This is a genomic window from Orrella marina, from assembly GCF_003058465.1.
Classification (GTDB): domain Bacteria; phylum Pseudomonadota; class Gammaproteobacteria; order Burkholderiales; family Burkholderiaceae_B; genus Algicoccus; species Algicoccus marinus.
Genome location: NZ_CP028901.1, coordinates 558,540 through 577,691, shown reverse-complemented (window position 1 = coordinate 577,691; position 19,152 = coordinate 558,540). Strand labels below are relative to the sequence as shown.

14 protein-coding genes and 1 pseudogene are annotated in these 19,152 nt (G+C 56.2%); 9 read left to right on the top strand and 6 right to left on the bottom strand.

Annotated elements, in window-relative coordinates; translation table 11 throughout:
• Window positions 1–939: a branched-chain amino acid ABC transporter permease gene (locus DBV39_RS02545; RefSeq protein ID WP_227870775.1), complete on the top strand. Its 939-nt coding sequence runs from the start codon at window positions 1–3 to the stop codon at window positions 937–939.
• On the top strand, window positions 936–1,082 hold the full coding sequence (locus tag DBV39_RS19385) for a hypothetical protein (RefSeq protein WP_159078753.1): 147 nt from the start codon (window positions 936–938) through the stop codon (window positions 1,080–1,082). The genes DBV39_RS02545 and DBV39_RS19385 overlap by 4 nt, the downstream gene beginning before the upstream one ends.
• Here DBV39_RS19385 and DBV39_RS02540 read toward each other — a convergent pair.
• Window positions 1,079–3,655, bottom strand: a complete 2,577-nt coding sequence (locus DBV39_RS02540; RefSeq protein WP_108620219.1) for an ABC transporter permease — start codon at window positions 3,653–3,655, stop codon at window positions 1,079–1,081. The genes DBV39_RS19385 and DBV39_RS02540 overlap by 4 nt on opposite strands.
• Window positions 3,648–4,325 carry an ABC transporter ATP-binding protein gene (locus DBV39_RS02535; protein WP_108620218.1) on the bottom strand — a complete coding sequence of 226 codons (678 nt, stop codon included), beginning with the start codon at window positions 4,323–4,325 and terminating at the stop codon, window positions 3,648–3,650. Before DBV39_RS02535 ends, DBV39_RS02540 begins: the two co-directional genes overlap by 8 nt.
• A 244-nt stretch (window positions 4,326–4,569) precedes the next feature.
• Here DBV39_RS02535 and DBV39_RS02530 point away from each other — a divergent pair, with 244 nt between their 5' ends.
• The 4 genes from DBV39_RS02530 to DBV39_RS02515 all read left to right on the top strand — a co-directional run bounded on the left by DBV39_RS02530 (window position 4,570) and on the right by DBV39_RS02515 (window position 8,196).
• On the top strand, window positions 4,570–4,929 hold the full coding sequence (locus tag DBV39_RS02530) for a helix-turn-helix domain-containing protein (protein ID WP_108620217.1): 360 nt from the start codon (window positions 4,570–4,572) through the stop codon (window positions 4,927–4,929).
• A 68-nt stretch (window positions 4,930–4,997) separates the two neighbouring features.
• Window positions 4,998–6,035, top strand: a complete 1,038-nt coding sequence (locus DBV39_RS02525) for a carboxynorspermidine decarboxylase (protein ID WP_108623039.1) — start codon at window positions 4,998–5,000, stop codon at window positions 6,033–6,035.
• Window positions 6,036–6,132: 97 nt separating this feature from the next.
• Window positions 6,133–7,422, top strand: a complete 1,290-nt coding sequence (locus tag DBV39_RS02520) for a saccharopine dehydrogenase family protein (protein ID WP_108620216.1) — start codon at window positions 6,133–6,135, stop codon at window positions 7,420–7,422.
• Window positions 7,423–7,770: 348 nt separating this feature from the next.
• Window positions 7,771–8,196: a single-stranded DNA-binding protein gene (locus DBV39_RS02515; protein ID WP_108620215.1), complete on the top strand. Its 426-nt coding sequence runs from the start codon at window positions 7,771–7,773 to the stop codon at window positions 8,194–8,196.
• Between the two features lie 110 nt (window positions 8,197–8,306).
• On the opposite strand, the gene DBV39_RS02510 is transcribed toward DBV39_RS02515, so the two are convergent.
• The 3 genes from DBV39_RS02510 to DBV39_RS02500 all read right to left on the bottom strand — a co-directional run bounded on the left by DBV39_RS02510 (window position 8,307) and on the right by DBV39_RS02500 (window position 11,414).
• A complete protein-coding gene (locus DBV39_RS02510) occupies window positions 8,307–8,930 on the bottom strand; it encodes a TetR/AcrR family transcriptional regulator (protein ID WP_227870774.1) in 624 nt (207 codons plus the stop codon).
• Window positions 8,931–9,060: 130 nt separating this feature from the next.
• Entirely contained in the window at window positions 9,061–10,401 is a 1,341-nt protein-coding gene (locus DBV39_RS02505) for a flavin-containing monooxygenase (RefSeq protein ID WP_108620214.1), read from the bottom strand.
• Window positions 10,398–11,414 (bottom strand): NAD-dependent epimerase/dehydratase family protein, encoded by a 1,017-nt coding sequence (locus tag DBV39_RS02500; RefSeq protein WP_108620213.1) that lies wholly within the window; start codon window positions 11,412–11,414, stop codon window positions 10,398–10,400. Before DBV39_RS02500 ends, DBV39_RS02505 begins: the two co-directional genes overlap by 4 nt.
• 554 nt (window positions 11,415–11,968) lie before the next feature.
• Between DBV39_RS02500 and DBV39_RS02490 the strand changes: the two genes are divergently transcribed.
• Complete coding sequence (locus tag DBV39_RS02490) at window positions 11,969–13,168, top strand: EAL domain-containing response regulator (protein ID WP_159078752.1); 1,200 nt, start codon at window positions 11,969–11,971, stop codon at window positions 13,166–13,168.
• Window positions 13,123–14,709, top strand: a complete 1,587-nt coding sequence (locus DBV39_RS02485) for an ATP-binding protein (RefSeq protein WP_108620210.1) — start codon at window positions 13,123–13,125, stop codon at window positions 14,707–14,709. The genes DBV39_RS02490 and DBV39_RS02485 overlap by 46 nt, the downstream gene beginning before the upstream one ends.
• Window positions 14,710–14,756: 47 nt before the next feature.
• Here DBV39_RS02485 and DBV39_RS02480 read toward each other — a convergent pair whose 3' ends face one another.
• Window positions 14,757–18,719: a PAS domain S-box protein gene (locus tag DBV39_RS02480; protein WP_108620209.1), complete on the bottom strand. Its 3,963-nt coding sequence runs from the start codon at window positions 18,717–18,719 to the stop codon at window positions 14,757–14,759.
• A gap of 221 nt (window positions 18,720–18,940) precedes the next feature.
• Here DBV39_RS02480 and DBV39_RS20385 point away from each other — a divergent pair.
• Window positions 18,941–19,132, top strand: a pseudogene (locus DBV39_RS20385) (hypothetical protein); the annotation flags it as partial.
• Window positions 19,133–19,152 lie beyond the last annotated feature (20 nt).

Sequence of the window (19,152 nt, the reverse complement as noted above, 5' to 3'; positions counted from 1 at the left end):
TTGAACGACGAATTTCTTGAACGCAAAATCACGTGGGCTGTTCTTGCGATTGCCATTGTGCTTCCACTGTGGGTCTACCCGGTTCTACTGGCTCAGGTGGCGTGCATGGCGTTATTTGCCTGTTCGCTCAACCTTCTTTTCGGGTATGCAGGTCTTCTCTCTTTCGGGCACGCAGCCTTCTTTGGCATTTCGTCCTACGCGACCGGATACATGATCAAGGATGTCGGACTCACTCCCGAACTGGCCTTGCTTGTTGCGATTGCGATCACGCTGGTGACAGGGTATGTCTTCGGTTCACTCGCCATTCGCAGAAAAGGCATCTACTTCGCCATGATCACGCTCGCCCTGTCGCAACTGGTTTACTTCATCATTGTTGCTGCTCCTTTCAGCCACAACGAGGACGGTTACCAGGGTGTACCGAGAGGTGAGCTGTTTGGTCTGATCAGCCTGCAAAACAACTACGTCCTCTACTACGTGATACTGATTGCGGTCGCACTGACCTGGTGGGGGGTGCATCGTGTCGTGAACTCGCCGTACGGTGAAGTACTCAAGGCGATCAAGGATAACGAGCCGCGGGTTACTTCTCTGGGTTACAACGTCAATCGCTACAAACTGGTCTGCTTCACGATTTCAGCGGTGGTTGCAGGCGTGGCCGGAGGACTGAAGACCATCGTATTCGGGCTGGCAAGCCTGTCAGACGTTCACTGGCAACTCTCAACTGACGGTGTCATCATGATGATCCTCGGCGGTATCGGATCCATCATTGGCCCGGTATTCGGCTCCGTGGTCATCGTACAGATCCAGCATATGCTTGCTGGTCAGTTTGACTCACTGGTCCCCGTCATCATGGGTCTCATTTTCATTGCCTGTGTGCTGGCGTTCCGCGGCGGGGTTGTGCACTATGTCAAGTCAGCGCTGAACATGGTGATGAAGAAATGAGCAGCAAGCTGTATTCCATCCCGACCAGAGCCAGGCCGTCACACCTGAGAGAAGAATCCAGAGAGAATCACAATCGGTCACCCGTTCAACATCACATCGAGAACGTGCTGAACACAGTGATCAACTCGCTGCCAGTCGTCTAGCCATCGGCTGCATCTCTGAGCAGACTCGCCGCGGTGAGCCTGAACTGTCTCTGCAAGTACACCACGCCTGATCCCAGCACCAACAGACACAACGAGGCCGCCACCAGAAACCCTGTCTCAATCTGCACGGAATCCGGTAGTCCGATCCGGACTCTCAACAGGTAGCTACCGATCGCCGCGCCCACGGAGGCACTAAAAGCCACCAGTACCCCCGCCAGAAGCAGGTACTCGAGCAGCAAGGCATTTCGAAGGACGCTCACCCTGGCACCCATGGTATGCAGGATCGTCATGGTGTGTGCCTGCCGGGCACGGATAGCCGACATGACGCTCAATAGCACCAGCGCGCTTGCAAACAGCGTGATCAATCCCGTCAGCGCGAGTGCGAGACCCGCACTGTTCAAGATCGATCTAGCCCTCTCCAGCAGCAGATCCGTCCTGACGGTGATGACCGCCGGAAAGTGCCGGGCCACGTCATTCTGGACGCTGACCACTTCAGCCGGATCAACAAACGCCATACCGACATAGCGAGTGACAAACGGATCAAGCGCGCCTTTTGAAAAAAGGCCTTCAAGCCACAACCGTGACTGCAGACGCTTCTGGGCATAAATGGCAGCCAGTCTGCCCTCAAGCACTTTCCCCTGAATCTCAAACTGAACCCGGTCACCAACCTGCAGCCCCATCTGATCTGCCTCCCGATCTTCCATGGCGAACAGGGGTTCCCCGGAATAGTCCTCGTCCCAGATGGCCCCTCGCACGACCACAACCTCGTCGAAAGACCTGTTCCAGGTACTGAGTTTGTGTTCATCCCGGGACGCCATCTGGTTTGCGACGTCATTTGACTCTCGCAGCACATCACCGTTCACTGCGGATACCCGCCCCAGCACCAGAGGCATGAGATCCAGACTCGCCACCCCCGGACGCTGCTCCACCTCGCTGGCAAACGCACTGCGCTGGCTTTGCGGGATGTCATAAAACACCAGGCCAGGTGCGTTTGCGGGAACAGTCTCGGTGACGGTGACAAACAGCGCCATGACGGCCAATGTGGAGGTCACGACCAGCGTCAGTGAGGCACCCAGTGACAGCAACAACGGTCTCAAAGGCGAGTCTGTCCGGTTCAGTGATGACACAGCCAGTCTCCAGATGAATTGCCCATTGAACAGACTTCCCCTGGTCACCAGGCCTGCCAGTACCCGGATAAGCCGAACAATCAGTTCGAGCCCGGCAAATACTCCAATGACAGCAAGCAGGTAGATCGAGCCGAACCAGAGGTCGGGCAAGAGCATCAACATCAAGGCGACGGATATCAGACCTAGTGAGATGGTCACAGTCCAGTCTCGAGTCCCGACAGAGCCAGTTTTAAGATCGGAGCGAAACAAGTCAGACGGCGAGACAGTCAGTGCTCTGGCTAACGCCGGCCAGGCAAATGTCATGGCAACCGTCATGCCCAGACACCAGGCCAGTACCCATGAGCTCACCAGCCCCTGCCAGGCCAAGGGCACTGGCAACTGCCCCTGGAGCACCTGCATGCCGACCATCGCCAGCGCACTACCGATCAGACTGCCCACCGCAGAACAGACACTGGCCAGAAGCAGTAGCTGAAACCCGTACACCCAGCGCAATCCGGCATCACGCAGCCCGATCGCACCCAGCGTGGCAAAGGTTCGCAGTTTTGAGTTCAAGTAAGCGCTCACGCTGTTGTATACGCCGAGTGATCCAATCAGAAGGGCACTAAATCCGATCAGAAGGATCCCGGACCCGATCTGGCCCAGCACTTCACCGAGGCGTACATTGCGATCTTCAAACGTCCTGACTTCTGCCTGCCCTTGCGGGAACGCCGCCATGAAATCGGCCCGCCACTGCTCGACATCCCCGGGCACCCTCACCCGATAGCGATAATCCGCCCGACTGCCAAACTGCAACAGTCCAGACGCATCCAGCGCCTTGGCCGAGACGATCACCGGCAGTCCGTTCCAGTCTGCGTTCAGCCCCCGATCCGGTTGATAGTCGATCACACCCGTGACGTTAAACTGTCCTGAGCCCAGCGATACCGTGCTGTCCAGGTCAAGCCCCAGGCGGTCAGCGAGTACCCGATCAATGACAACGCCCTTTTTCTGGTCTGCACCTTCACCGCCTTTTGCCTGTCCATCGGGCACTGCTGCCCTACTTTCACGAATCGCCTCGGACAACGAGCGATCAGGGTCCAGGACGACCTCCCCATACAGCGGGTAGGCATCATCGACCCCTTGCAGCAACACCAGCTGCGAGTCCCCTTGAGGCGTCATCAGCATCGTCCGAAGCTGGATGAGCAATGAAACGTCCGAACGCTCCTCAATCCATGAGAGCTCGCTTTCGGACAGAGGAGCGCGCGAGAACACTTCTGCGTCGCCCCCGATCAGCACACGCGTCTGCGCCATCAGCGCCTGTTGAACCACCCGGTACAGACCAGCGCTCGCGGAAATGAGCGACACACCCAGAACCAGACAAAGTGCAAAGACCCAAAGTGTTCGTCGACTGCCTCGCAAATCTGCCAGCGCGAAGCGAAGCAAGGACCTTCGCTGCAGCGCATCAGACATGGTCGCTGACCTTCTCTTGAAGCTTGCCCGCTGACATGGTGAGAACACGGTCACACCGGTTGGCAAGCGCCATGTCATGGGTCACCAGTACCAGTGTTGTCCCGGCGATTGCATCGAGTTCTAGCAGCAGGCTGGCCACCTCAGCGCCAGTCTGTGCATCCAGGTTACCCGTCGGCTCATCAGCCAGTAGCACACTGGGTCGATGCGCAAGCGCTCTCACGATTGCCACCCGTTGCTGCTCTCCTCCCGATAGCTGACGTGGATAATGGGTCAGACGATGTCCGAGTCCGACTTTTTCCAAAAGTTTTCTGACCCGCGATCGGGCATCCCGGGCCCCGGCAATTTCAAGCGGCAAGGCGGCATTGTCCAGAGCATTCAGGCTGGGAATCAGGTGAAACGACTGAAACACGATCCCGATCTGGTCACGACGCATATCCGCCAACGCATCCCGACTGAGCGCATCCAGCCGTTCACCGTTGAACTCAACCCAGCCTCCAGTTGGCGCTTCGAGCCCCGCCAGCAAAAGTAGCAGTGATGTCTTCCCGCTACCGGATGGCCCGGCGATGGCAACGCGCTCGCCTGCAGGAAGAGCCAGGTCGACGTTACGCAGAATGTCGATCGGGCCTTGCTCGGTCTGGTACTGCAGATTGACACTGTTCAACGTGATCATATTCGCCCTGGATGATGATTCTTGCGGGTGATTCCGTTTTGTAACCTGGTTGCGACTATGTGATCAGACTTTGGTTCCTGTCCGTTCCTTGAAAAAGCTGGTCAAGAGACGGACAAAGCGAACAAAGCGGACAACACGGGCAATCCTTTGCAATATGAAAAGTTTCAGAAATGAAATATGCTTTTGACAACATATGCTTTCTAAGCCATAATTAATCTCTGCCCTGAAATCGTATGGTTGTTACATGGCAAAAAAACAGAAGTACCGGAAACCGGACCAGCGTCTCGCTGCAAACCCACTCACGGGAGCCGAAACGATGTCCCTCACGACACTGAAAGATCTTCGTAAACGAGCGGGCCAGACCCAGGAGGAACTGGCGGCGTCCCTTGGTGTCGGGCAAGACACGATCTCCCGACTGGAAAAACGCAGTGATATGTTGCTGTCCACCCTGCGGCACTACGTTGAATGCATCGGCGGAAAACTCGATCTGGTCGCCACTTTTCCAGGTCAGCCGGCGATGATCATCGACTACCGCGACGTTAAACACCACGAACCCAGGAAACGGGGCCCTAAACCCACCCCTGCCGGAGCCGAAACGCTTTGACCGATACCACGCTTCAGACACCTTACTACCTGATTGATGAATCAGCCCTGCATCGAAACCTGCAGGTAATGGACCAGATCCGCAAGCAATCGGGTGCCAGACTCCTGCTGGCACTCAAATGTTTTGCGACCTGGTCTGTGTTCGACCAGATGCGCCAGCACATGGACGGCACCACGTCCTCCTCACTCTACGAAGTCAAGCTCGGGCAGCAAAAGTTTGGCAAGGAGACACATGCCTACAGCGTGGCTTTTGCAGACCATGAAATCGACGAGGTAATCAGTCACTGTGACAAGATCATTTTTAACTCCCTGAGCCAGCTGACTCGCTTTGAGTCACGAGCAAAGAAAAAACCGGTTGGTCTGCGACTGAATCCAGGCGTGAGCCTGGCAGGCTTTGATCTTGCAGACCCAGCCAGGCCTTTTAGCCGGCTGGGGGAGTCCGACCCGCATGCGATCCTTTCAGTCATCGATCGCATCAGCGGCGTGATGATACATAATAACTGTGAGAACGCCAGCTTTGAGCGCTTTGACGCACTGTTAACCGAGGTGGAAAGCCGCTACGCAGACGTCCTGCAACAACTCGAATGGGTCAGTCTTGGCGGCGGCATCAGTTTTACGGAACCGGACTATCCGGTCGAGGCTTTCTGCGAACGATTGAAGCGGTTTGCACAAGACTATGGTGTTCAGGTCTATCTCGAACCTGGTGAAGCCGCAGTCAGACATACCACCACGCTCGAAGTAAGTGTGCTGGATGTGGGGTTTCGGGGCAAGCATCTGGCGGTGGTCGACAGTTCGACCGAGGCCCACATGCTGGATCTGCTGATCTATCGCGAGTCGGCTCCACTTGGCAATGCCAGCGGTATCCATCAATATCAGGTCTGTGGCAAGACGTGTCTGGCCGGAGACATTTTTGGGGAGGGTCTGTTTGACCAGCCATTACAAGTCGGTGATCGACTGTCCATAGGTGATGCCGGTGGGTACACCATGGTCAAGAAAAACTGGTTTAACGGCATTCACATGCCGGCAATCGCCATTCGCAAGGTCGATGGCACCATTGAGCTCGTGCGCGAGTTTTCTTATGACGATTATGTTGCCAGCCTGTCTTGAGACCCGGGTCTGCAGAGATGCACTGCATACTCGTGCTGCAGACCCGCTCTGAACGAATTTGCTGACGACATCGCTTAACTTTAAAGAGATCAAATCGATGAAACGCAACGTCCTGATCATCGGTGCCGGCGGGGTTGCTCACGTAGTGGCCCACAAATGTGCACAAAACAATGCCCTGCTGGGTGATATCCATATCGCGTCTCGCACGCTTGCCAAATGTCACGCGATCATCGAATCCGTCCATGACAAAGGCAGCTTGCACATGCCCGGTCTGCTTCAGGCCCATCAGCTAGACGCCATGGACATTGAGGCAACCAAGTTTCTGATCCGAGCCACTCGCTGCCAGATCGTCATCAATGTCGGCTCGCCGTTCGTCAACATGTCGGTTCTGCAGGCGTGCATCGAAACGGGTGCTGCTTACATGGACACCGCGATCCATGAGGATCCAGCCAAGGTGTGCGAGACCCCGCCCTGGTATGCCAATTACGAGTGGAAGCGCCTGGACGCCTGCAAGCGAGCCGGAGTAACCGCCATACTCGGCATCGGCTTTGATCCGGGAGTGGTCAACGCCTACGGCCGTTACGCGATGGACACTTACTTTGATCAGGTCGATTCAATCGACATCATCGACGTCAATGCTGGAAGTCACGGGCGCTACTTTGCGACCAACTTTGATCCGGAGACCAATTTCCGGGAGTTCACCTCGACCGTCTGGTCATGGGAGAACGGCGCCTGGAAAGCCAACGCCATGTTCGAGCGCAAGAAGGAATGGGATCTGCCAGTCACAGGCAAGAGCACAACCTATCTGACCGGGCACGACGAACTGCACTCGATGTCGCGCAATCTCGGCGTTCCAGACATTCGATTCTGGATGGGCTTTGGTGAGCACTACATCAACGTTTTCACAGTACTGAAAAACCTCGGCCTGCTTTCAGAGCATCCCGTACGCACGGCCCGCGGTCAGGAGATCGTACCACTTGAGGTTGTCAAGGCAGTATTGCCAGATCCCGCTTCGCTGGCTCCGGGCTACACCGGCAAGACCTGCATCGGTGACCTGGTCAAAGGCACCAAAGACGGCAAACCTCAGGAGGTCCTGATCTACAACATTTGCGATCATGAAGAGGCGTACAAAGAGGTCGGCAGCCAGGCAATATCCTACACAGCAGGTGTCCCGGCGGTTGCTGCGGCCATGCTGATCGCCGACGGCACCTGGGATATGGGTGGCATGGTGAATGTCGAGGAGCTGGATCCGGCCCCGCTGATCTCATTGATGAACCGGATGGGGTTGGTCACCCGGGCGCGCCACGGAACCGAGGACTATGTGGTGGAACCACAAATGGCGATCGCCGAACAGGTTTCCTGCGACAAAGTAGCAAGCATGGGATAGTGGACCATTCGTCTGCAGACCTGGCCTGATCGCACTGTTTTGTGATCAGGCCCTGAATACCCCAAACCACTGGCCCTGCTCCGGGACGGACCGACCAGCAGGAAGCTCGCCTTTGCGGACCCGTTCGGCTCACCGCTACGTGTGCGTCCATCCAACCTTCGTTATGATGGCGGTATCGACATCAAGTCAATGAAAGACGCCCACCTGAACCCGGGCTGTGTACCACCGTATCTACCGAGGCAGACACGATTTCGGGTGCCATGCATCGCCTCTCGCACGATGTCATGCACGGTTTCAGGTGAGAAAGAAAGCATTGACCAGTTACAACCGCCTAAAAAGGAATTTGGCATGAATTCATGGAGTTTTACCGGCAACCTCGGACGTGATGCAGAGGTACGCTACACCCCCAACGGAGATTCGGTCGTCAGTTTTTCTGTTGGTGTGAAATCCGGTTTTGGCGAAAGGGCGAGCACCGTTTGGGCACGGTGCTCCATGTTTGGCAAACGCGGGGAATCCGTTGCACCGTTCCTGATCAAAGGACAGCTCGTTGGCGTGAGCGGCGAGTTGTCCGTGCGGGAATGGCAGGACAAAGAGGGGCAGACCCGAAACAGCGTCGAAGTCAGAGTCAACGACCTGACGCTTCTAGGTAAGCGAGACGACCAGTCTCGCAGTTCGGGACAGAACTACGAACCTGCAAAGCCACAACCTCCCAGGAATCAAACGCGCTCGACTCCCCAGCCCGTCAGCGATTTTGATGATGACCCACCGTTCTGATCATACAGACCCGGTCTAACAGCGCAACCTGTCCGGCAACGCGATGGGCGCCCGGGCGCCCGGTAGACTATCAAATGGCCGCGCGCGCAAGTCGCGCGTCTGCCCCACAATTACCTGACCAGCCCATGCATGAGCACGTTCACCATCTCTCGCGCAAGGCTTTCGCGAGAGGCGGGACTGGTGTCTTGATCGGGTCGATACCAGACAAGTGACCACTGGATCCCCCCTAGCAATGTTTTGGCGGCAACCGACACACTGGCGTGCCTGAGAAAGCCGGCTTTCTTCAATCGAGCCAGTTGACCCTTGAAAAGGCTCTCGAAAGCGTCCCGACTGGCAATCAACTCATCGAGAGTCTGTCGTTCTTCAGGAGTCATCGCCCCAAAGCGATGCAGGTGCACACCTTGTACCACCACACTTTCATAGGTGTGGTGCTCCAGCAAGGCCAGCGCGTGGGCCTGCAACATGGCCTCTAATGTTTCTAGCGTGCTCTGTCCTGTATCTTCCTTTTGCACAACTGGAACAACGGCGTCGAACAGGCGTTTCATGCCCTCTCTGTGCACCGCAAAGAAAAGATCAATCTTTGAAGCAAAGTGATGATAGACACGACCTTTGGTCGAACCGAGCGCGCGTGCGATATCATCAATGCTGGTGGCGTGGTATCCCTGCCGCATGAAGCACTGCGCAGCGGTATCAAGAATCTTCTGACGAGACAATGCGCCCGCTGTCACGTTCACGCCCCCCTCTTCCGGATAACCGATGCGTATTCACGCGCAGCCAGCCCAGGCACGACCCGGGCAAGCAGGATGGCTCCGATGATGAGTCGCAAGACCATTAGCGCTGAATCAGCCAACACCGCCCTGACGGTCACGACTGCCCCGCTTTTCCGTAACGCACGTCAGTTGACAACTGGCGGCGATACGTCAGCCCATCCACTTCCAGGGTATAGCGTGCAGACCCAACGTACTGACTGGCGATCTTATTCTGATGCGCGTCGACTTCGGCCTGCATCACACCCTGTGCAGGCAACTGCATGCTGCCATCAAGTACGCGAGCCAGCCATGTCGCCTGCACCTGAACCAGTGGAATTGTGGGCCCGATTGGCTGTATCAGTCCCAGCATGAACAGGCCCGGCGCACTCAGAGGAACCATGCGTCGATACAAGGCCGCCTGACCATCTTCAATCTTGAACACATCGGGCTTGAGAAACGGGAACGTGGACCGATAACCCGTCGCGTAGATGATGGCATCAATCTCCTGACGAGTTTCGTCCTTGAACACCACCGACTTGCCGTCAAGCAGTTTGATGTCTGGCTTGACCTTGATCCAGCCATGCCCACAATAAGGCAACAGCTCCTGACTTAACGTTGCATGTTCCTTCCAGATTGGGTGTCCGGGATGCGGCACCCCAAAGCGCGCCTGATCGCCCGTCACAAGATAAGCCAGTCGATGAACCAGAACGCGACTCCATTTTGTGGGTAGTCGCAACCGCTTTGTGAAAAATGTACCCCACCGATCGGTCGGGATGCCCATGATGTACTTGGGCAGAATCCACGCACTGCGTCGGGTCGAAAGAAACGTCTGACGCGCATTCTTGCAGACATCGACCGCAATATCGACTGCCGAATTACCGATGCCGACCACCAGCACATTCTTGCCCTCGTACGGCGCGGCCGTTCGGTAATGATGAGAATGGATGGCCTCGCCATCAAAGGATCCGGGAAACGCGGGCATTCTTGGATCCCACAAGTGACCGTTTGCTACAACCACTGCCCGGTATCGTCTGGAGGTTCCATCATCGAGTGTCACCAGCCAGTTTCCGTCCGCATCGGGCGAGACGTCGACCACAGAAGTATTGAAGGTAATGAGAGGATAAAGACCAAAGTGAGCGACAAACGCCTCCAGGTATTCGATCACCTCGTAATGAGACAGATAGTCAGGGTAATGGTCCGGAATGGGAAAATCCGAGTAACCCAGATTCTGGCGGCTGGTATCAATATGCAGACTCCGGTAGGCAGAAGATAGACCATTGTCGTTCTCGTAGCGCCACATCCCACCTATAGCTGAACCGCTCTCGAAGCAATCAAACCGCACGCCTCGTTGCTGAAGGGCCTTGGCTGCGCAAAGGCCTGATGAACCCGCACCGATAATGCAGACCGGCAACTGATCGGACTGCTGTGATGGGCAAGCAGATTGATTTGCACTCATGGCTCAACCCTCCCGGAACGCTTTGCATGCAAACTGCTTTCGGGCACTCCTGATCTTCTGAGCAAATAGTCATTCACAATCTCATCCACGCCTGCATCGGCCCGGATACCAAGTGAAAGTGCGTGCTCGGAGGTGAACTGCCGTGGCCAGCCATCGACAATGGTCTGCAACATCGGATCCGGTTTAAAAGACACCTGGCCGACCGTCTGGCCGTGCGCATGACGAGCCACGGCGTGAATCATCTCGGCAGGCGTAACCGTCAGGGACGGCAGGTTCATGACCCGGCTTGGGGGAAGATCATGTTCTGGCAACTCGCTAAGTTTGAGCAATGCCTTTGCGACAGCCGTGACCGACGCCACCGGCATTCGGGTATCCGGTCTGAGCCCACAGTCGAAGTCACGCCCTTCAAGCGGCTCACGCACGATCGCAGCAACTTGATCCGAGACCGTGGGTTGTGGACTCGAGTCTCTCACCAGCACGATTGGCAAACGCAAGCTCCGAGCACTGACCCGACCTTTGCGCGAGGCGTCGGCCAGCATCAGTTCAGACATGGCTTTGTGCGTCCCGTATGTCGTTTCTGGGGCGGGCGCAACCGTATCATCGACAGCGTCAGGTAATGTTCCCCCGAACACTGAGATCGAGCTGGGGTAGATCAGCCGGCACTGAGTATGGGATCTCTGGATCATCTCATGCAGGCAGGCGATATTGAGCTGATAGGCCAGATCGTCCTCACGCTCTGCTGTCAGGGTCAGTGCGGCAGCAAAATGAAAGATGACATCCGGAGAAAACGACATCATCTTCTGCACAAAATGTCGTTGCGTGAGGTCACCGCACTGGGCCGAAACCGCCAGCCCGGGACGTGCCCAGCCCGCCGGTTTAGCAGGTGCCGCGCGATCGACCAACAACAAATCCGTCACCTTCACGGCAACTCCATCCAGGTCTGGCTCTAGCTCGCCACGCTGCACAATCGCGGCACTCACCGCCTGACCCAGGAAGCCGCTCGCTCCTGTCATGAGTACTCTCACATCACCCTCCTTGCTGACTCGACGTAGAGCGAACCCGGCGCCCTGTTCTTTGTGTACATTTCAGATTCGTCGATAAAACATACTACTCAGTATGTTTTTAGTCAACACGAGTATGTCTGCATGAACGCGTTATCCTGTTACGTGCTGAAGACCACCAGGGGCAACGCGGTCCTCACGGTCTGTACAGCAGCGTGAGTAATGTCCATGGCTGAGTTGCAAACCAGAAACTGGCTGCAGACTTGACAGATGCAACGTCTGACTGCACTCGAGCCAGATCACCTGTCACGTGTTGCGTTGATCTTCGTCCACCCGGGTCAGGCAGCGGCAACACGCGCCAGAGAATGTGCGTCACGAAATGACTGACGTAGCGCCTTTATAACCACACTGGAACGGGCAGTTGCGGGCGTCTCACTTGTATGCCTGCAAGTATCGGACCACGCCACACAACTCGCTCATGACAAAAAGCGCCAAAAGTGTCCGTCGCTTTGGTATGCTTCTTCCCACGGGGTTCGACCCCACCCATGCTCCAGAGGCGTCTTCAAATGACAGACAGCAAAGCAAACGCTGCGGGCAGCATTCTGATTCTGGATGACGACGAATCGGTTACAAATACCGCCCGGATCATCGCCCGTCGAGCCGGGTTTGATGTGCGCGCCTCACTCAATGCTACTGATTTTTTCAAGTCACTGCGTGACTGGCAACCGGATTGCGTCTTGGTTGACCTGGCGATGCCTGATATGGATGGCATCCAGGTCCTTCGTGAGCTACAGGTGCTTCACTATCCCGGCAGAGTGATCCTGACCAGCGGACTGAGCAACCGGATACTCGAGGCAGCGGGCCGAACGGCCACGGAATATGGCCTGAATCTCGCTGGCATCCTGCCCAAGCCGTTCACTCCCGAAATGTTTCGCTCTCTTCTTGGCGCAGGTGCCGAGAAACAGCAGGTCAGGAACCCGACAGACCAGATTGTCGATGAAGACATGCTTGTTCAGGCAATCAAAGAGTGCTGGATCGAGCCCTATTTTCAGCCGAAATTCACTTGTCAGACACAAAGACTATGTGGATTTGAGGCACTGGCCAGACTGAATCATCCGGAGTTCGGAATGATCAGCCCTGACAGCTTCATCCCGCTGGCCGAGCGCACCGGACTCATCACGCCGCTCACGCTGCAGATCCTGGAGTCCGCCGTACTCTGGCTTAAGCAACTGGACGCGTACGAGATCGGTCTGGCGGTGAACTTGTCGCGTAGTCAGACCGACCCGGCACTGGCCGACCAACTCCTGACGCTGTCATCCAAGCATGGTGTTTCCCCTGGTCGCATCACACTAGAAGTAACGGAAACAGCACAGCATCAGGACCCCATGCAACTGCTTGAATTTCTGACCCGATACCGGATTCAGGGATTCCATCTGTCGCTTGATGATTTCGGGGTCGGATACTCGTCTCTTGTCGAACTGGCACGTCTGCCTTTTTCCGAGATCAAGATCGACAAACGATTTGTCGGCAATCTGGCCCAGTCAACGGAGTCTCAGAAAATTTGCGCTGCCATCATTGGACTCGGTCAGGCAATGGGCCTGGAGGTCACGGCAGAAGGTGTCGAGAATCAGCATGCCCTTGATTTTCTGGCGCAAGCGGGTTGCGACAAGGTTCAGGGGTATTACTTTTCGCGACCCATGCCAGGTTATGAGGCGCTGCGATGGAGCAGACAGTACAGTTCTGGCGCATCGGCAGGCACACTGTGAACGCTGATCACAGCCTTCTTTTTACTTGCCATCCGGATCCGATGTGGGTCTATGATCTGGAGACACTGGCATTTCTGGCGGTCAACGATGCAGCCATCCGCGCCTATGGTTACACACGGCAAGAGTTTCTGGGCATGACGATTCGCGACATTCGCCCGACAGAAGATATCGACAGACTGGAACAGAACATCTCGGCACTCGACAGTGGAATCGATCAGGCTGGCTCCTGGACGCACATTCACAAATCAGGCGCCAGACGCACGGTTGACATCACGTCCGAAGTCATCGAGTTCATGGGGCGCAGAGCCGAGCTGGTGTGCGCGAGAGACGTGACGGAGCAACGAGCGATGACCGAGCGACTGGCACAAGCCAGAAAACTCGAAGCAATCGGTATTCTGACGGGCGGCATCGCACATGACTTCAATAACCTCCTGACAGTCATCCTGGGCAATTCAGAACTGATCTGCGAGTTGACGAAGTCTTCTCAAGAGGGTGAGCCTTTACAGGACATTCACGAACTGGCATCGATGGTGACTCTCGCAGCAGAGCGCGGAGCCGCACTGACACAGAAACTGCTCACGTACGCAAGACGCCAGACCCTGGCGCCCAGACTGACTGACGTGAACAACTTGATCCGCAACATCGACCCTGTACTTCGACAAGTGACAGGACCCGCAATCGCCCTGAAACTGACACTTGAACCTGCACTATGGTTATGTCATGTCGATCCTCAGCGGCTTGAAACTGTCATACAGGATCTGGTCATCAATTCAGTGCAGGCCATGCCCAGTAGAGGATCAGTCGAGATCGGTACAGCCAACGTCGTCCTCTGCGAACCCAGTCTTAACACGTATGCGAACATTCCTGCCGGCGAGTACGTTTTACTGTCAGTCAGCGACGACGGACACGGCATCCCCGGAACAGTCATGGAGCGTATCTTCGAACCTTTCTTTACAACCCGGGCAGCTGGCAAGCACTCCGGTCTTGGTCTGAGTGTCGTTCACGGATTTGTCAAACAATCGGCCGCACACATCCACATCGCATCCTCTGTCGGCCAAGGCACGACGGTCAGCCTGTACTTTCCGATGATGAGATCGACCCACTCCGACCAGAGTCAAGCCGAACTCGCCACACCAGAAACCTCAAATCCGGCTCCATCAAGGGACAATCAAGGCGAATCCATTCTCGTCGTGGAGGATGATCTGCTCGTGAGACGCCATGTGACGAGCCTGCTCAGTGCCGAAGGATACCAAGTAAAGGAAGCTTCTGGCCCCGACGAGGCCCTGAGTCTGCTCGCAGCACACCCGGAAATCTCGCTTTTGCTCACCGATGTTTTCCTGGGGACAGACATGGATGGTCGCCAGCTTGCAGAGCACGCCCAGCGTCTGAGAAAAGGACTGCGTGTCCTGTTCTGCTCGGGCTATTCGGGACTGGCACTCAGCGGCAAGGGTGGCCTGCCAGATGGAACATCTCTTGTATCGAAGCCGTACACACGGGATGCTCTGCTGGATGCCGTCTGGACGACACTGAAAAAACATTAATCACATCTGAGCCCCCTGGGCTGCCGTGTCTGCCAGATGCGCACGACTTAACTGTCCAGTACCGACCGAATCCTGGATGCGAGCTGATCACGGCGATAGGGTTTGGTCAGCAGTTCGACGCCTTGATCAAGCCGGCCATTATGCACAATCGAGTTCTGGGTGTAGCCAGAGGTAAAGAGCACTTTGAGCCCCGGCAGCATGGCCTGTGCAATCTGCGCCAGCTCCTTGCCACCCATCCCGCCTGGCATGACCACATCAGTGAACAGCAGATCGATATCCGCGTGTTGCTTCAGGATTTCGAACGCGCTCGGTCCGTCAACCGCTTCCAGCACCCGATAGCCCAGACTTCGGAGTTGGGCCAGGACATGGGCTCGTACCAGCGCGTCGTCCTCTACCAGAAGAATCGTCTCGGAGCCACGGGCCATGATTCGCCGGGAGGAGCCTGCCCTTTCGGTTTCACTGGGACGATATGACCTCGGAAAGTAAAGCTTGAAGGAAGTCCCCTCGGAAACCTCTGAGTAAACCCGGATGTGACCGCCTGACTGCTTGACAAATCCGAACACCATGCTCAGCCCCAGGCCTGTGCCCTTGCCAGGTGATTTGGTGGTGAAGAACGGTTCAAATACCCTGCCCAGATGTTCAGGTGCAATACCGTGACCGGTATCGGTCACGATGATCATGACATACTGACCCGCGACGATGTCGAGCTCGTTGGCGACGTAATCATCGTCCAGCTGTGCGTTGACGGCTTCGATTGTCAGGCATCCGCCATCAGGCATGGCATCGCGCGCATTGAGCACCAGATTCAGCAAAGCCGACTCGATTTGTGCAGGATCGACCTCCGCACTCCACAGGCCACCACCACACACAATTTCGATGTTGATGGTCTCGGGCAAAGTCCGTCGAAACAGGTCCTCCATACCCAGAATCAGGTTACGCACATTGACCGAGCGCGGCTCGAGTGGCTGTCGTCTGGAGAATGCCAGCAACCGACTCGTCAGTTCAGCGCCTCGCCCGGCAGCATCCACAATCATGCTGGCCGCTGTATACAGACGCGGGCTGTACTCGAGCGTCTGTGTCAAGGTTTCTGCATTACCCAGAATAACCGTAAGCAGGTTATTAAAGTCATGGGCCACGCCCCCGGTCAACTGGCCCACCGCTTCCATTTTCTGGGCCTGATGCAATCGCTCCTCGAGTTGCAAGCGTTCGGAAATGTCATTCACGCTACCAAGCACTCTCACCGGTGCACCAGATTCATCCTTGATCACGAAGGCACTATCTTGCACCCGGGCCCACGTACCGTCTGCACGTCGAAACCGGTACTGCTCGGTAAAGCTGTCCGCGTCCTGGGTGAGCAATCTGGCCAACCCTGCCAGCAGTCGTGCCTTGTCATCTGGGTGAATGTTTATGTTCCACACATCGCGAAGATCCTGCACGGACCCGGGCTTGTGCCCGAATATCTCGGTCAGGCCTTCACTCCACCATTGATTTCCGGTCTCGATATCCAGTTCCCACACTGCGTTGCCCGTTGCTCTGGCGACCAGCCTGAAGCGCTCCTCACTCAACTGGAGTGCCTGCTGGGCAAGCTTGCGGTCCGTGATGTCGCGCTCGATCGCAACCCAGTGCGTGAACCACCCTGACGCATCTGCCAGCGGCACGATATCAAGCTCTATCCAGAACTCCTCGCCAGATCTGGTGTAGTTAATGAGTTCTGCACGCACCGGTTGCCAGTTCTCAAGGGCTTGCCGAATACGGTCAAGCTCAGCGCGCTGTGTGCGTGGACCTTGCAGAATCCGGGGGGTCTTGCCGATAGCCTCCTCGCGCGAGTATCCGGTGCGACGAACAAACGCGTCATTGACATAAACAATTTCGGGTCCGGCATCGCTGTCAATCGGCTCCGCGCGGGTGATCAGCAAGATGTCATTCTGGCGCGAGACGGCAGACTCAAGCAACAGCAACTGCTCGTCGCGGGCTCTTTGCTGGGTCACATCCCGAAAGTACACCGCCAGCCCTTCATCGGTAGGATACGCGGCGACTTCGAACCACTTTGCTAGCGTTTGATAGAAAGCAAGAAAGCGCACTGTTGTGTTCTCGCGAACAGCTTTCTCGTATTCCGTCTGAAACGTGGTTCCAACCGCTGCTGGAAACTCTTGCCAGACAATTCGCCCCAGTAGCTCCTCGCGCGGGCGGTGCAGGACGACCTCTGCTTGATTATTCAGAAATGTGAAACGCCACTGGTCATCCAGCAAGAAGAAGGCATCACTGATTCGCTCCAGAGTCTGCCGCAGCCGTCTCGAGAGGTCTTCAGAGAGGTCTCTTGCGGCAATGAACTCGGAGATATCCTGAAACGCGCCTTCGGCGGCAACCACCTGTCCGTGTGATCCGTACACGGGCTCTCCGATCGCCCGAACCCAGATGCATCGTCCTTTACTGGTGGTGAGCTGCAGTACCTCGTCGAACGGCTTGCCCTTGCTCACGCAGGCATCCACCATCTCCTTGACCAGGTCCCTGTACTGCGGTGCGTAGTACTTGATCGACTCTTCCAGTGACGGCGATGTCCCTTCGGGCTCATCGTGCATTGCTGCGGTCTCGGCACTCCACACGATGCGTTGCGGATTGAGTTCGAGCTGCCAGGTCCCGAGTCTGGCCATGTATCCCGCCCTTCTCTGAAGACGCGCCGCCTCAAAAAGCTGATGCTCAGCATGCTTGATCTCTGTGATGTCCTGAACGTACCCAAGAATGACTTCGCGGCCCTCGATCGCGTGTCGGGCGCCGACCCCGCGCACGTATGCAACAGAGCCATTGGCACGCACGATTCGGTGTTCAAAAACAAGGCTCGGCGCACGCTCGCGCTCGAACTCTCTGTATCTGGCGAGCATCTGCTCACGGTCATCCGGGTGAACATTCGCGACATATCCGTCCAGACTGACAGGCAGCTGCTCGGTCGCGAGCCCGTAAACATCAAACACCCGGGGCGACCAGCTAAACCGTTCTGATGCCAGATCGAACTCCCACACACCGAGCTCAAGCAAGGACTCGGCGGCTCTGAGGCGAGCCTCACGATTCTGAAGTGCAGTGAGTGCGGCGGACATCTCGGCGACCGGCGCATAGCCCCCTGGCTGGCCAGAGGCCATTGCCAGACCATTTTCAATCCCGGCTGCCTTGCTCTGCGCATCTGCGGTCCGCAACAATCCAGTCACGTCCTCCACTCTGTGAATGATGAAGAGCAGTTTGCCCGCATCATCCAGTACAGGCTTGTTCAGCGAGAGCCAGTACCTTTCCTCGAAGTGTCCATCCGGCATCAGAACGGGGTAACGCTGGATGTTCATGACGTCGGTCACATGCAAAGTCATGACACGATTCAGGGAAGCCTGCAGATTACGCGACCCATCGGCTTCTGGCTCATCAGGGTCATCCGGAAACGCATCGAAAAGCTGACGACCGATCAGATCCTCACGCGTGCGTGAAACAGCTTTGGCGTACTCATCGGTGACCCCGGTGATGACAAATCCGTCCGGCAGAAGCGCCAGCATCTTTCCCGGCACGGATTCGAATAGCCTGCGAAACTGTTCTTCATGGAGCACCATCCGCTCACGCATGGAGGCCAGGCTGGAACTTAACGAAAGGCTGGTGGCCCGCTCCTGAAAAATATGGGTCATGTCACGGATGCTTGCAACAATCGCCTCCTGCTCATCGAACAGGACTTTCGTCCACCCGAACTCGACCCGAAACTGTGCACCGCTTCCTGCGATGATGGTCCAGATACCGGCGTCAATGTTGCTGCCTTCAAATCCCCGTATGCTGGCCAGAAATCGCGCCCGTTCAGTTGCAGGCCGGATATCGAGCACTGTCATCTGAAGCAAAGTCTCGCGCTCATAACCGAGCCATGTCAGCGCTGCCTGATTGACGGCCAGTACCCTGAGGCTGTCTCGCGCAAAGACCCATACTGGAACTGTCAGTAGTTCGTATGCCTCGAACGCATCACGGGATAAACCAGGCACTTTGTTCATTGTTCTTCCTTGGCAGGAATATCATTGCCTCGATGCGTGACCCAGATCACAGGTAACCCTCACAGGGATCGCAACCCTCAGGAGCGTCGCACCTGTTCAACGAGACCTTGATCCGGATACCGCACACGGCACAGAGGTCACTACCACAGCGAGCCCTCGTTAATGCGAGAGCTTAGAACCGTCAGAATAACTGATGCATATCAAGGCGCACAGCCTGCCAGATGGATTCACACGCAAGACTGATTTGCGCTATCGTAAGAGCAGTCAGCCTGATTCGCGATCAGGTTGCGCCCAGTTCCATCACAACCAACCACATTTCATCCCATCCCATCTCATCCCATCTCATTGCCAAGCGTTATTTTCAGACTATGACAAAACCTGGACGAAATGACCCATGCCCCTGCGGTAGCGGTATCAAATTCAAGAAGTGCTG

Bases quoted from the DNA above. Each gene is read 5' to 3' on its own strand.
- DBV39_RS19385 (WP_159078753.1), top strand. From the start codon at position 936: ATGAGCAGCAAGCTGTATTCCATCCCGACCAGAGCCAGGCCGTCACAC.
- DBV39_RS02540 (WP_108620219.1), bottom strand. From the start codon at position 3,655: ATGTCTGATGCGCTGCAGCGAAGGTCCTTGCTTCGCTTCGCGCTGGCA.
- DBV39_RS02535 (WP_108620218.1), bottom strand. From the start codon at position 4,325: ATGATCACGTTGAACAGTGTCAATCTGCAGTACCAGACCGAGCAAGGC.
- DBV39_RS02530 (WP_108620217.1), top strand. From the start codon at position 4,570: ATGGCAAAAAAACAGAAGTACCGGAAACCGGACCAGCGTCTCGCTGCA.
- DBV39_RS02525 (WP_108623039.1), top strand. From the start codon at position 4,998: ATGGACCAGATCCGCAAGCAATCGGGTGCCAGACTCCTGCTGGCACTC.
- DBV39_RS02520 (WP_108620216.1), top strand. From the start codon at position 6,133: ATGAAACGCAACGTCCTGATCATCGGTGCCGGCGGGGTTGCTCACGTA.
- DBV39_RS02515 (WP_108620215.1), top strand. From the start codon at position 7,771: ATGAATTCATGGAGTTTTACCGGCAACCTCGGACGTGATGCAGAGGTA.
- DBV39_RS02505 (WP_108620214.1), bottom strand. From the start codon at position 10,401: ATGAGTGCAAATCAATCTGCTTGCCCATCACAGCAGTCCGATCAGTTG.
- DBV39_RS02500 (WP_108620213.1), bottom strand. From the start codon at position 11,414: ATGACAGGAGCGAGCGGCTTCCTGGGTCAGGCGGTGAGTGCCGCGATT.
- DBV39_RS02490 (WP_159078752.1), top strand. From the start codon at position 11,969: ATGACAGACAGCAAAGCAAACGCTGCGGGCAGCATTCTGATTCTGGAT.
- DBV39_RS02485 (WP_108620210.1), top strand. From the start codon at position 13,123: ATGGAGCAGACAGTACAGTTCTGGCGCATCGGCAGGCACACTGTGAAC.
- DBV39_RS02480 (WP_108620209.1), bottom strand. From the start codon at position 18,719: ATGAACAAAGTGCCTGGTTTATCCCGTGATGCGTTCGAGGCATACGAA.